We start from the raw sequence: 12,942 nt of genomic DNA, 5'->3' as shown, positions 1-12,942 counted from the left end.
CCGCCATCGGCCGCGGACACACCTTCCGTATCCGGACGAAGGGCGCCGACGCCGCCGGCCTGCCATGTTTCGCCCCATATCTTGATCGAGTTCCAGCCGCAGGCCCCTACGATGGAGTGATGGGCACTCCCACCTCACTGCTGCGGGCTTTTCGGCCCCAAGTCCAAGAGCGTCTCTACGACTTCTACGAAGAGCTGAGGAGCGCCGACGACCTCTTCTGGGACCGCACCCTGCGCGCCTGGGTCGCGACCGGGCACGCGGTGGTCAGCAAGGCGGCCGGTGACCCGGGGCTGTCCTCGGTGCGCTACCCCGACATCGAGACCGTCCCCGAGGAACTGCAGCCGCTGGCGCGGGTCCTGAGCCGGCAGATGCTCTACAGCGACGCCCCCGACCACGCCCGGCTACGGGCGCTGATCAGCAGGGCCTTCACACCTCGGGCGGTGGAGCCGCTCCGCGCCCGGATCTTCGAAGCCGTAGACCGGATCATCACCCGGGCGGCGCCGACCGGGCGGATGGACATCGTCGCGGACCTCGCCCGCCCGCTGCCGCTCACCATCATCTGCGACCTTCTCGACGTGCCGCAGCAGGACCGCCCGGCCCTCGCCTCCTGGTCCGAGCCGGTCGCCGAAGCCATAGGCAACTCCCGGCTCGACGCCGACCGCAACCGCGAGGCCTCGCAGAGCATGACCGACATGCTCGCCTACTTCCGCGAGCTCCTCACCGGCCGCGACAACCCGCCGGCCCCCCACACCCTGCGCGCCCTGGTGACTGCACAGGCCGAGAACACCGACCAGGACCTCGACGAACTCCTCGCCAACTGCGCCCTGTTGTTGATCGCCGGCCACGAGACCACCACCCACTTCATCGGCAACGCCACCCTCGCCCTGCTCCGCCACCCGGAAGCGGCCGACCGACTGCGCCGACGGCCTGATCTGATGCCCGCCGCGGTCGAGGAACTCCTGCGCTACGACGCCCCGGTACAGCTGATGCTGCGCACGGCCCGGCACGACCTGGACCTCGCGGGCCGCACCATCGCCGAAGGGCAGACGGTGCTCCTGGTGGGCGGCGCCGCGAACCGGGATCCGGCCGTGTTTCCCGATCCTCATGTGCTGGACTTCGAGCGGCCCGGCGGACGGCACATGGCGTTCGGGCACGGTCCGCACTTCTGCCTCGGCGCCGCGCTGGCCCGGCTGGAAGGCGCGATCGTCCTGGAAGCACTCCTCACCCGGCTCCCCGGCCTGCGGCTCGACGGCACCGAACCGCCGCAGTGGCAGCGCAGCCTCAACTTCCGCGGGCTCACCCGCCTGGACGTCGCCTTCACCCCGCCCTCGGACGATCCCGACAGCGGAACGCGGGCCATGCCGGCCGACGTCCCCGAAGGCGGCCCCGGCCGTGCCGCGCAGGCCGGCGGCTGCCCCGTCCACACGGGGCCCGGCGGTGTCGCGGGCGCTTGACCGCGGCCCGGCGCGCTAGGCGGTGGCGACGGGGGTGAGCCCCAGGCTGACCGCGGCCTCCTGAAGCGCGTCCACCAGCGCGGCGGTCAGGGGTTCGGGGCCGGAGGGGGTGGCGCGCCGGACGGCGGCGATACGGCGGTGGCCGGCGACCGGGACGGTGGGGAGGGTGACGGTTTCGGGCGGGGCGTCGGCCAGGGCCAGGGCGGGGACGACGGCCGCGCCGAGACCGGACCGCACCAGTGCCAGGACGGTGGGGAACTCCCGGCAGGTGTGCATGCGCCGCGCCGTGAAGCCGTACTGCCGGGAGATCCGTTCCAGGGCGCGGCGGCAGGCGGTGCCCGGCGGGCCCCCGACCCAGGGGCGGTCGGCGAGGTCCCTGACCGTGCGCGGCGGCGGACTCCAGTCGGCGGGCGTGACGACGCGATACTCGTCGTCGGCCACCGGGGTGGCCGCCAGGTCCTTGGCCTGCTGGTCCGGGGCCGGGTCGTCGGCGTCGTACTCCACGACCACCAGGTCCAGGCCGCCGGTGCGCAGCTCGCGCAGCGCCTCCGGGCCCTCCAGCTCGACCACCCTCGGCTCCAGGCCGGGGTGGGTGCGGGCGAGGGCGCCGAGGGCCGGGACCAGCAGATGACTGACCGCGGTGGAGAACGCGGCGATCGCCACCGGGCCGGTCGCCCTTCCGGTCAGCTCGGCCAGTTCACGGCGCGCCTCGGCGAGTTCGTGCTCGATGCGCTCGGCGCGCGCGGCCAGCAGCTGCCCGGCGGGGGTGAGTCCGGCGCGGCGGCGGGAGCGGTCCACCAGCGGCTGGCCGACCTCGCGTTCCAGCTGCGCCAGGTGTTGGGAGACGGCCGAGGGCGTCAGGTGGAGCACCTTGGCCGCGTCGACGACGCCGCCGCGCAGTGCGACCGCGCGCAGTACCCGCAGGCGCCGGGGATCCAGTTCCATAAGTCGCACTGTAGTGCCACTTCAGAAAATCTTGCTTGTCGTCCAGTCCCACTGCACGGATGATCGGGTCATGAACGAAGACGACGAGCGGTGGCGTGTGCGGTTCGACGCCGACGTGACCTTCGCGGGCGGTGGCGGCCTGCAGACCCATGGCTTTCTGCTGGACGTGACCGACCCGCAGGTCGACGACCCGGACCTGGCCGATCTGTTCGTCCGCCGTCTCGGGCTGCCGAAGGTGGACAAGGTGCGGATCAGCGGGCGGGAGTCGCTGCGGGAGCCCCACCCGGGGGCCTGGGGCGCCACCGGTCCACGCCGGACGGCCCAGCGCCGCACGGTCGATCTCAGCCACTCGATCCGGCACGGGATGATCACCTACCCCGGTGTGCCCGGGCCGGAGATCGGCGACCACCTGTCCCGGGAAGCGTCGCGGGCGCACTACGGGCCCGGCACCGAGTTCGCCATCGGCCGCATCTCGATGACCGCCAACACCGGCACCTACCTCGACGCCCCCTTCCACCGCTTCGGCGACGGAGCGGACCTCGCCGGGCTGCCGCTGTCCGGGCTCACCGACCTCGACGGCATCGTCGTACGGGTCCTCGGCACGGACCGACGGGCCGTGGACCGGGAACTGCTGCTTCCGCACGATGTCACCGGTCGGGCCGTGCTGATCCACACCGGCTGGGACCGGCACTGGGGCACCGAGCAGTACGGAAGCGGCCACCCCTACCTCACCGCGGACGCCGCCGCCTGGCTCGTCGAGCAGCGCGCGGCCCTGGTCGCCATGGACTCGCTCAACATCGACGACACCGACGACGGCGCCCGCCCCGCGCACACCACGCTGCTGGGCGCCGGCATCCCGGTCGTGGAACATCTGCGCGGCCTGGAGCAACTGCCCCCGCACGGCTTCCGCTTCCACGCCGCGCCACCGGCCGTCGAAGAGATGGGCACCTTCCCGGTACGGGCCTACGCGCTGCTCGACGACGAGGCCGTCGCAGGCGACGACCGGGGTCAGGACCAGTGACCTGGGGGGAGGGGGTTCTCGCCGCCGTCGGCTGGGGCGGAGCAGGGCTGTTGCTCGCCGCGTACGCGATGGCGTCGACCGAACGGATCCCCGCCGGAGGACGCGTCTTCCAGTTGCTGAACCTGTTCGGCGCGGCCGCCCTGACCGTCAACTCCGGATACCACCGGGCCTGGCCCTCCGCCCTGCTCAACACCGCCTGGATCGCGATCGGTCTGGCCGCCCTCAACCGCCGCACACCCCAGGTCCCGTGACCGGGTACGCAGTTCATCCATAAGGGTTCGTTCGTCATAGAGGAAACAGAGGAAAGGGGATTCGGTGGCCCGTCGCACCGACACGTCCTGCCTGGCGGTGGCAGTCAAGGGCTACCTGCTGCTGACCATGTGGTGCTTCGTCGGCTCCGCCCTGGCGCTGCCGGTCACCGTGGTCGATCTGATGGCGTCCCAGGATCCGCCGCTGCACCTGCGCGGCTTCGGGCAGCACGCGGTCGTGTACAGCGCACCCGTCGTCGCCGCCGCGGGGGTCGCCGCCTACATGAGCCGGACGCGTCGCGGGCCGTGGCGGGACTTCCTCGTCCGTACGGTCGTCGTGCTCGTCCTGAGCCAGGTCGCCGTGCTCTGGGCCGGGGCACGGTTCGACTCACCCGACTGGAACTCCCGTGTCCTGGCCCCGGGCGCGGCCGCCGCGCTCACCGCGTTCCTCTGCCGCCGAGCGATGCGCTGGTGGGAGAACGGCGGCCTCAACGGCGGCCGACGACGCCCGGCCGCCGGCGAGATCTGGCACGCCCTGGTCCCGTTCCGGGAGTCCGAGGGCGAACTCCCGCATTACTGCGTGGTCATGAGAGCCGGCTTCCGCCATGTCGAAGTGCTCCAGATCACCAGCCAGGACAAGGACAGCCGCGACGACCACATCCGCATCGCCAACGACGGCTGGGACTTCAACTCCGGCAAGGACCACTGGGTCGAGACAGGCCTCCCGCCACGCCGGGTGCCGTACGAGAAGTTCACCAAGGACAGACCCCAGGGCCCCTGCCCGAAGCAGGCCTGGCGACAGCTGCGAGCGAGCCGCCTGACACCCGTCGCCGCCGGCTCGCCCACCCTGTGGACCCGGATCACGCAGTACCTCGGCTGAGGCATCGGCTGCCCGCCGACAGCTGCGCCCCGGCGAGCGAGAAAACACGTGTCGCTGCAGCTCGCCCGGTATCCGGCAGTCGCATGATCGGCTGACAGGTTCTTCAACGGTTCTTCATCATCTCCGCTCTACGGTCGGCCTGCCCGTCGGATTCGCCGACGGTCCGACCGGATATCCGGCAGGAGAGTGGGAGAACCAATGCTGACCAATCGGGTGTTACCGGCCGTGGTGGCCTCCATCGCGGCCTTCGCGCTGACCGGCTGTGGCGGCGACGACGGTGCCTCGAAGGTGCCGACAGCCGGCGGTGGGGACTCGTCCGCCTCGGCCACGACGACGGGCGAGCAGGGCGGCGGGGACGAAGTGGCCGCGTACGTGAAGGCGCAGCGGGCGTGGGTGGAGTGTCTGCGGGACAGCGGCGTCGACGCGCCGGACCCGGACGAGATGGGCGAGGTCGACTTCGGCGGCGGCGACGGAGCGCGTGCCCTGAAGAAGGATCCGACATTCCTCAAGGCGTCGCAGAAGTGCGCCGACAAGAAGGCCACCGTTCCCCAGAGCATCGAGGATGCCGACCGGCCCAAGCTCACTGCCGCGCAGATCAAGGTCGCGCGGGACTTCGCCGCCTGTATGCAGAAGAACGGCGCCCCCGACTACCCGGACCCCGGCCCGGACGGTTACCAGAAGAACGACAACTCGGGCATCCCCGAGTGGGACCAGAGCTCGGCCGGTGCGCAGCGCGCGACGCGCATCTGCGCACCGATCTCCGGCAACCCGACGAACCAGCCCCCGGCCAAGGGCTGACGATGACGGAGACAGTGACACGGCTCGATGACGCGGACGGGACGGCTCCCGCGCCGCCCCCGCCTCGCGGCCGACGCAGGCCGCGTACGGCGCTGATCGCCTCGGCCGTCCTCGTCGTGACGGCGGTCGCCGTGGCCGGCGCGCTCGGGCTCGGCGGCGGCGAGGACGAGGGGCCGAGCGCCCTGCCCCGGAGCGGCTCCGTCGTATCGGTGACGCGGGAGACGCTGACCGAACGCACCACGGTGGAAGGCCGGTTGGGCTACGGCACGGAACTGCCGCTGCCGGTCAAGGCGACCGGGACCGTGACCTGGCTGCCCGAGCAGGGCGCGACGGTGGAGCGCGGCGACGAGTTGCTCCGGGTCGACGACCGGCCGGTGATCCTCATGTACGGATCGCTGCCGATGTACCGGAGCCTGGGCCCGGCACCCCAGGAGGACGAGCAGCAGCCGAGCGCCGGGGACGGCAAGTCCCCGAGCCCCTCCGGTTCACCGGCACCGGAGGACACCGCAACCGGAGGGGACACCGGGACCTCCCAGGCGCCGAGTGAACTGTGGGGCATGGATGTCATGCAGTTCGAGACCAACCTGGCCGCCCTGGGCTATACCGGCTTCACGGTGGACGAGCGATTCACGTCCGGCACCGCCGCGGCGGTCGAGCGCTGGCAGAAGTCGCTCGGACTGGCCGAGTCCGGCAGGGTCGAGGTGGGCGACGTCATCTACTCCGCCGGAAAGGTACGGATCGGCTCGGCCGGCGCCCGGCTCGGTTCGGCGGCCGGCGAGAACACCCTCACGTACACCGGTACCGCCCGGAAGGTGATCGTCGACGCCTCCGCCGCGGACGCCTCCTGGGCCGTACGCGGGTCTGCCGTCACGGTCGAACTGCCCGACGGCACACCCGTGAAGGGCACGGTGGCGTCGGTGGGCAAGCAGGCGACCGCGCCCGAGGGCGGCGAGGGCGGCTCGGGGCAGGCCGCCACGATTCCCGTGACCATCACCATGGCGGACCAGACGGCCATGGGCCGGTTGGAGAGCGGCCCGGTGACGGTCGAGTACGTGGGCAACGAGGTCAAGGACGTGCTGGCCGTGCCGGTCGCCGCGCTGGTCGCCCTCGCCGAGGGCGGGCACGGTCTGGAGACCGCGGACGGCCGGTTCGTCGCCGTGCGGACCGGACTCTTCGCCGACGGCAACGTGGAGGTCAGCGGTCCCACGGTCCGCGAGGGCATGAAGGTGAGGATCCCGGAGTGACGGCGGTCGTGGAGTTCGACGCGGTCTCCAAGACCTACCCCGGAGGCGTGGCGGCGGTACGGGAGGTGAGCCTGCGCATCGGGCGGGGCGAACTGGTCGCGATCGTCGGCCCGTCGGGCTCCGGGAAGTCGAGCATGCTCAACCTCATGGGCAGCCTCGACCACCCCTCCGCCGGCCGGGTCCTGGTCGACGGCCACGACGTGGCTAGCCTGTCGGACCGGGAGGTCTCCGCGCTGCGGGCCACCCGGATCGGCTTCGTCTTCCAGCAGTTCCACCTCTCGGTCGGCGTTTCCGTACTGGACTCGGTGGCGGACGGCCTGCTCTACGCGGGCGTGCCGATACGCCGCCGCCGTGCGAAGGCGGCGGCCGCGCTCGCACGGGTCGGGCTCAGCCACCGTGTCCACCACCTGCCGCACCAGCTGTCCGGTGGCGAGCGCCAGCGCGTCGCGGTCGCCCGGGCGGTGGTCGGGGGACCCTCGGTGCTGCTGGCGGACGAGCCGACCGGAAACCTCGACTCGGCGTCGGGCACGACCGTTCTCACCCTGCTGCGGGAGCTGAACGCCGCGGGCACGACCGTCGTCGTCATCACCCACGACCGGGACATCGCGGCCGGGCTGCCGCGCCGCATCGAGATGCACGACGGCCGTCTGGTCGCCGACACGGCACAGAGCACGACGATCGGGGCGCCTCGGTGACGGACCGCACGACGAACTCCTCCGCCGTCAGGGCCCCGCAGTCGGCGCGGCTGCGTGCCGCGCGGCTCGGTCCCGTGGACGTCGTACGGCTCGGCGGCACCGGTCTGCGGACTCGTCCGCTGCGGGTCTTCCTCTCCGCGCTCGGCATCGCCATCGGTGTCGCCGCGATGATCGCGGTGGTCGGCATCTCCGGCTCCGGGCGGGCGGAGGTCGACCGTCGGCTCGACGCCCTCGGCACGAATCTCCTGCGGGTCGCCCCCGGCCAGACCCTCGCCGGTGACGAGGCCGAGCTTCCCCCGGAGTCCGTGGCGATGATCCGCCGTGTTCCCCCGGTGCGGCAGGTCGCCGCCATCGGCGAGACCGGTGCGAACGTCTACCGCAACGACCGCATCGCCGTCGGCCGCACCGGCTCCCTGCACGTCCTGGCGGCCGGCGCCGATCTGCTGCCGGCCGTCGGCGGACAGGTCCGCAAGGGTCGCTGGCTGGACTCCGCGACGGAGGAGTACCCGGCCGTGGTGCTCGGCGCGACCGCCGCCCGGCGGCTCGACGTGTACACCCCCGGCACCCGGGTCTGGCTCGGCGACCGCTGGTTCTCGCTGGTCGGCGTCCTCGACCCGGTACCGCTCGCCCCGGAGATCGACAGCGCGGCGCTGGTCGGCTGGTCGGCAGCCGAGAGGTATCTCCGCTTCGACGGCCGTCCCTCGACGGTGTACGTCCGTGCCGAGGACAGCCAGGTCACGTCCGTACGGTCGGTGCTGGCGGCCACGGCGTACCCCGAGAAGCCCGGCGAGGTGCAGGTCTCCCGCCCCTCGGACGCGCTCGCGGCCCGCGAGGCCGCCGAGTCGGCTCTGACCGGCCTGCTGCTCGGCCTCGGCGGTGTGGCACTCCTGGTCGGAGGGGTCGGTGTCGGCAACACCATGGTCATCTCGGTCCTGGAACGCCGCTCCGAGATCGGCCTGCGCCGTGCCCTGGGCGCGACGCGGGGGCAGATCCGCACGCAGTTCGTCACGGAGTCCCTGCTGCTGTCGCTGATCGGCGGGCTCGGCGGAACGGCGCTCGGGACGCTGATCACGGCCGGCTACGCCCTCAGCCGCGACTGGCCGACGGTCGTCCCCGCCTGGGCGAGCGCGGCGGGCATCGGTTCGACGCTCGTCATCGGCATGATCGCCGGCCTGTATCCGGCGGTCCGGGCCAGCAGGCTGTCACCGACGGAGGCGCTGTCCGGCACATGAGCCGGCCGGCGCCGGTGACTTTCCGTACGGTGATCTTCCGTACGGACCAGGGGCGGCCTCGACCGAGGCCGCCCCTGACCTGGCATCACTCAGAAGGAGTCCCGTGCGATGAGTTTCCGGCTCCGGGTCCTCGCCCTGCTCATGCTGGTCGCGATGGCCGCCACGGCCGCCACCGCCTGGCTGACCTTGCGCCAGGCGAACCGCCAGGTGCAGGAGACCGTCACGGCCGGCCGGCAGGAGGTCTCCCGGATCACCGGCGAACTCCGCGCGTACGGGTTCGCGCACGGCACCTGGGACGGACTCTCGTCGACGGTGGCCGAGCTGGCGAAGGACACCGGCCAGCGCGTCCGGGTGGCCACGGACTCCGACGTCCTGCTCGCCGACTCCGACGCCCTCGCCGGTCGTGATCCCCGCGCGCTGAGCAGTCAGCCCCCGGTCCTGGTCGACCCGCGGCCCGTCCTGCGGTTCCCCGCGGGCCAGGTACCGCGGCTCTCGCTGAAGCAGGCCGCCCAGGCGACCGCCGACTACCGCGCCGCGGTGACGTACGCGGCCTGCCTGACGCGCGCGGGCACCGAGCTGACGGCCCGGCCGGACGAGCGGGGCGTCCCCCGGATCAGCGCGGACGGCCGACCGACGCGGTGCGAGGAGCCGGACGGAGCAGTGGATCCGCGCATTCAGCAGGATCTCGACGCGCTGCGGGTATGCGAGCCCGAGCCGCAGTTCGCCGCCTGTGTGCAGCGGGTGTTCAACGAGCGGGTCGGTTCCTTGGCCCCTGCGCGCCTGTCGATCCGTCTCGGGGTCCGCGACGAGTCGCCGCCCACCCTGGCCGCCGCGCCCACCGTGGCCGTCGCGGTGGGGGTCGCCCTCGGGGTCATCCTCGGCGCTCTGCTCCTGAGCAGGGCCGTACTGCGCCCCGTCCGTGCCATGACGCTCGCCGCGAAGGGGCTGGGCGAGGGCGACCTCGGTCGGCGGGTCCCCGTCTCCGGCCGTGACGAGATCGCGCAGCTCGGCGGCGCCTTCAACCGCATGGCCGACTCCATCCAGGCGGGCGAGGAACGCCAGCGCCGCCTCACCGGTGACATCGCACACGAACTGCGCACCCCACTGGCCAATCTGCGCGGCTATCTGGAGGCGCTGCGGGACGGGATCGTCGAGCCGACCCCCGACCTGCTCGCCTCCCTCCACGAGGAGGCGCTGCTGCAGCAGCGGATCGTGGACGACCTCCAGGACCTGGCCCTGGCGGAGGCCGGCGCGCTCACCTACCACCGCACCGAGGTCGATCTGCGCGAGCTCCTGGAGACCAGCCGCAGGGCCCACCGGGCCCAGGCCGAGGCGGCAGGCATCGCACTCGAGCTGGAGGCGCCCCGGCCCGTGTACGTGACCGCCGACCCGGACCGGCTGCGCCAGGTCGTCGGCAACCTGGTCGGCAACGCGCTGCGGGCCACGGCCCTGGGCGGCACCGTGACCCTGGCCCTGTTCCCGCAGGGCGAGCCGGCCGTCGTGGAGGTACGGGACACCGGCACGGGGATACCGGCCAAGGACCTGCCGCGGCTCTTCGACCGCTTCTGGCGGGCGGACGCGGCACGGGGCCGCGCGACCGGCGGCAGCGGCCTGGGGCTGTCCATCGCCCGTCAGATCGTCACCGACCACAGGGGGACGATCGAGGTGCGCAGCACGGTCGGGACAGGCACGACGTTCACCGTCGTACTGCCCACGACTCCAGGAGGCAGGGCCTCAGGCGAGCGCTGAGCCCGAACCGTCCGCGAGGCGGTAGCCCCGCCCGTACACCGTCTCCAGGTGGCCTGCCCGGCCCGGATCCGCCTCCAGCTTCCGGCGCAGATTCATCACGTGCGCATCGACGGTCCGCTCCTGCACATCGTGGTCGAACCCGAAGACGCGCTCGATGATCTGCGCCCGGGTGAAGACCCGGCCCGGTTCACGGGCCAGTGCCTCCAGGATGGCGAACTCCTTGGCGGTCAGCGTCACCGGCCGCCCCTCCACCCGGACTTCGAAGCGTGCGGTGTCCAGCTCCACCTCGCCGACCCGCAGCACAGCGGGCTGCGCCGCACCGCCGGCCTTCTTGGACCTGCGCAGCAACGCCCGCACCCGCGCGGTCAGTTCGCGGGGGCTGTACGGCTTGGTGAGGTAGTCGTCGGCGCCGAGGTCGAGGCCGAGGAGCAGGTCCTCCTCGGTGGTGCGGGCAGTGAGCAGCAGAATCGGGACGTCCGACTCGGTGCGCAGAATGCGGCACACATCGAGCCCGTCGACCAACGGCAGCATCACATCGAGAACGATGAGATCCGGCTTTGCCGAACGGGCCCGTTCCAGTGCCGCGCGGCCGTCGGCCGCGACCTGCACCGCGTTTCCTTCTCGCTCCAGATAGATCCGGATCAGTCGAGCCTGTTTCTCGTCGTCTTCGGCGACCAGAATCCGAGCGCTCAACGGTTCTCCCCCCGCAAGCTCCTGCACATCCCAGAACCGTAGTACAGAAGCGGTCGGCAACTCCCGCCCAGGCCCGGCCCCTTCTTCAGGATCGTGGACAGGGCCGCCCGGGTCGGTCTCCGTCGCCGCGGACGAGTTCCGGGCCGTCGACCACGACATCGCGACCGGCGTCCACCCGGACATGACCGAGCACGGCTTCGCCACCGACGCCTGGCCGGCCCTGTACGAGAGGGTGCTGGCCGCGGACATCCTGGTGCTGGCCGGGCCCATCCGGCCGGGCGACAGCAGCTCGGTGACGAAGAAGGTGATCGAACGGCTCTACGGCTGTTCCGGGCTCCTCAACTCCCAAGGCCAGTACGCCTGTTACGGCCGTGTCGGCGGCTGTCTGATCACCGGCAACGAGGACGGCCTCAAGCACTGCGCGATGAACGCCCTCTACAGCAGGCCGGTGGCGGCGCAGCCGGAGGCCGTCTCCGTGGCTGCGCCGCCGCGGTCATGCGGTCGCCGTGGCTTCGGAGTGCGCCGCGTCGTCCTCGCGGTGGAGGAAGTGCCGCAGCCGGGTGAGGGCGTGCGGGTGGATGCGGTGCCAGCCCTTGTGGTCGTAGAGCCAGGTCATGCCGAAGCCGACGACGACGGCGGCCAGGAGTCCGACGCCCACCGTGGTCCAGGCGCGATCGAGTCCCGCGGCGCCCTGCGCGTCGAAGTAGATGATGGCGCGGACCCCGTCGCTGAGGGCTCGCTGTGGTTCGAACTGGGCGAGGAACCGCCAGAACGGGGGCATCGCGTGCAGCGGGATCGCGCCGCCCGAGGTGGGGATGGAGGCCGCGATGAAGAAGATCACGCCGAGGAGGACGCCGGGACCGCCCAGCACGGCCAGCATGGCCAGGGCGCCGGTTCCCACCGCCGCGATCGCCGCTGTGCCGAACAGCCACAGCGTCAGCGAGTTCGGCAGGTCGAGGTGGACGGCGTACGTGGAGATCGCCAGGATCGTGGCGGACAGGATCGGAGCGACGCCGACCATGATCAGACACTTGGCCAGCAGGGTCTGGCGTCGGTTGATGCGCTGGGGAGCGGCGACGTGTCGCTTGGGCCCGAGTTCGTTCGGGCTGTAGCCGAGGCCGCCGTCGAGCGCCGCGTGCAGGAGGTTCGCTCCGAGGAAGCCGGAGAGCATCAGCAGGATCGCGTAGAAGAACGCGGTCATGCCCATCCCGGTGCGCTCACCCAGGGGTGCTCCCGGCGCCGAGGCGACGGTGATGGGGTCCTTCAGCAGCGCCTGATTGGCGGCGGGCACCTCGGCTCCGGCCTTCAGGCTCTGCTGCAGGGCCCCCTCGGCGGCCCCCGAGGACGCGGCCCGGGCCGCGTTCGTGGCGATCTTCTCGCCGATCGAGGCCGCCATGGCTCCCGAACCGTGGTTGGTCAGGATCGTGACCTCGGGCTTCTCGGGATGCGTGCCCATGAGGCTGAGCATCTTGGCGCTGTAGTCCTGCGGCAGGACGACCGCCGAGAAGAGCTCGTTCCGCCCGATCGCCTGCTTCGCGTCGGCCAGGGAAGTGAACGTCTTCCACTCCACCTGCTTGTGCGGCTTCTGCGGTCGTGCGGCGATGCCCTCCACGACCTTGTGGCCGATGTTCAGGTTCGTGGCCTGTCCCGTGGTGGCCCCCTGGTCCAGGCTGACCAGGCCGATGGGGGCGTCCCGCAGGTCGGCCCCGGGGTTCGCGATGCTGCCGTTGAAGAGCAGCGTGATGAGGGTGAGAGCGACCGTGAGCACCACTGCCGGCGGGAGCCACAGCTTGGGTGTGCGGAGCAGGCGGACGGCGGTGACGTGCGCCGGATGTTCTGGGGGAGTGGAAGGCATGTGTCGGTTCCTGATGTCGTGATCTCCTGATGAGTCTAAAACTATAGCTCTACCACTAGATGGCATCACCGGTTCGATGGCAAGCTTTCCGATGAGTGAATCTAGTCATAGAGGTATATCTGTATGTA

Annotated in this window: 12 protein-coding genes and 1 pseudogene; 10 read left to right on the top strand and 3 right to left on the bottom strand. The window is 71.9% G+C overall.

Going from position 1 to position 12,942, the window contains the following annotated elements:
* Positions 1 to 119: 119 nt before the first annotated feature.
* Positions 120 to 1,454, top strand: coding sequence for a cytochrome P450 (locus ACWD4O_RS28835; protein ID WP_451284203.1), 1,335 nt, complete (start codon positions 120 to 122; stop codon positions 1,452 to 1,454).
* Between the two features lie 15 nt (positions 1,455 to 1,469).
* On the opposite strand, the gene ACWD4O_RS28830 is transcribed toward ACWD4O_RS28835, so the two are convergent.
* On the bottom strand, positions 1,470 to 2,399 hold the full coding sequence (locus tag ACWD4O_RS28830) for a LysR family transcriptional regulator (RefSeq protein ID WP_451284201.1): 930 nt from the start codon (positions 2,397 to 2,399) through the stop codon (positions 1,470 to 1,472).
* Between the two features lie 70 nt (positions 2,400 to 2,469).
* On the opposite strand from ACWD4O_RS28830, the gene ACWD4O_RS28825 reads away from it, so the two are divergent.
* From ACWD4O_RS28825 to ACWD4O_RS28790, 8 genes are all read left to right on the top strand, one after another.
* On the top strand, positions 2,470 to 3,420 hold the full coding sequence (locus ACWD4O_RS28825; RefSeq protein WP_451284199.1) for a cyclase family protein: 951 nt from the start codon (positions 2,470 to 2,472) through the stop codon (positions 3,418 to 3,420).
* Entirely contained in the window at positions 3,417 to 3,671 is a 255-nt protein-coding gene (locus tag ACWD4O_RS28820) for a CBU_0592 family membrane protein (RefSeq protein ID WP_451284197.1), read from the top strand. The genes ACWD4O_RS28825 and ACWD4O_RS28820 overlap by 4 nt, the downstream gene beginning before the upstream one ends.
* Positions 3,672 to 3,735: 64 nt before the next feature.
* On the top strand, positions 3,736 to 4,548 hold the full coding sequence (locus tag ACWD4O_RS28815; protein WP_451284195.1) for a hypothetical protein: 813 nt from the start codon (positions 3,736 to 3,738) through the stop codon (positions 4,546 to 4,548).
* A gap of 198 nt (positions 4,549 to 4,746) precedes the next feature.
* The gene (locus tag ACWD4O_RS28810) at positions 4,747 to 5,346 is read left to right on the top strand and encodes a hypothetical protein (protein WP_451284193.1); all 600 of its coding nucleotides are present in this window, start codon (positions 4,747 to 4,749) and stop codon (positions 5,344 to 5,346) included.
* Positions 5,347 to 5,348: 2 nt separating this feature from the next.
* Positions 5,349 to 6,590 (top strand): peptidoglycan-binding protein, encoded by a 1,242-nt coding sequence (locus ACWD4O_RS28805; protein ID WP_451284192.1) that lies wholly within the window; start codon positions 5,349 to 5,351, stop codon positions 6,588 to 6,590.
* On the top strand, positions 6,587 to 7,285 hold the full coding sequence (locus ACWD4O_RS28800) for an ABC transporter ATP-binding protein (protein WP_451284190.1): 699 nt from the start codon (positions 6,587 to 6,589) through the stop codon (positions 7,283 to 7,285). The genes ACWD4O_RS28805 and ACWD4O_RS28800 overlap by 4 nt, the downstream gene beginning before the upstream one ends.
* Entirely contained in the window at positions 7,282 to 8,517 is a 1,236-nt protein-coding gene (locus ACWD4O_RS28795) for an ABC transporter permease (protein ID WP_451284188.1), read from the top strand. Before ACWD4O_RS28800 ends, ACWD4O_RS28795 begins: the two co-directional genes overlap by 4 nt.
* A gap of 108 nt (positions 8,518 to 8,625) precedes the next feature.
* The gene (locus ACWD4O_RS28790; RefSeq protein ID WP_451284186.1) at positions 8,626 to 10,266 is read left to right on the top strand and encodes a sensor histidine kinase; all 1,641 of its coding nucleotides are present in this window, start codon (positions 8,626 to 8,628) and stop codon (positions 10,264 to 10,266) included.
* Here ACWD4O_RS28790 and ACWD4O_RS28785 read toward each other — a convergent pair.
* The gene (locus tag ACWD4O_RS28785; RefSeq protein ID WP_451284184.1) at positions 10,252 to 10,959 is read right to left on the bottom strand and encodes a response regulator transcription factor; all 708 of its coding nucleotides are present in this window, start codon (positions 10,957 to 10,959) and stop codon (positions 10,252 to 10,254) included. The two genes, ACWD4O_RS28790 and ACWD4O_RS28785, sit on opposite strands and share 15 nt — an antisense overlap.
* Between ACWD4O_RS28785 and ACWD4O_RS28780 the strand changes: the two are divergent.
* Positions 10,946 to 11,401 (top strand): annotated as a pseudogene (locus ACWD4O_RS28780) (flavodoxin family protein); the annotation flags it as partial. The gene ACWD4O_RS28785 and the pseudogene ACWD4O_RS28780 sit on opposite strands and share 14 nt — an antisense overlap.
* Positions 11,402 to 11,452: 51 nt before the next feature.
* Here ACWD4O_RS28780 and ACWD4O_RS28775 read toward each other — a convergent pair.
* Positions 11,453 to 12,814, bottom strand: a complete 1,362-nt coding sequence (locus tag ACWD4O_RS28775; RefSeq protein ID WP_451284182.1) for a DUF3533 domain-containing protein — start codon at positions 12,812 to 12,814, stop codon at positions 11,453 to 11,455.
* Positions 12,815 to 12,942: the final 128 nt, after the last annotated feature.

This window comes from Streptomyces sp. NPDC002623 (assembly GCF_053592635.1).
This window is presented reverse-complemented; position numbering and strand designations above follow the sequence as displayed.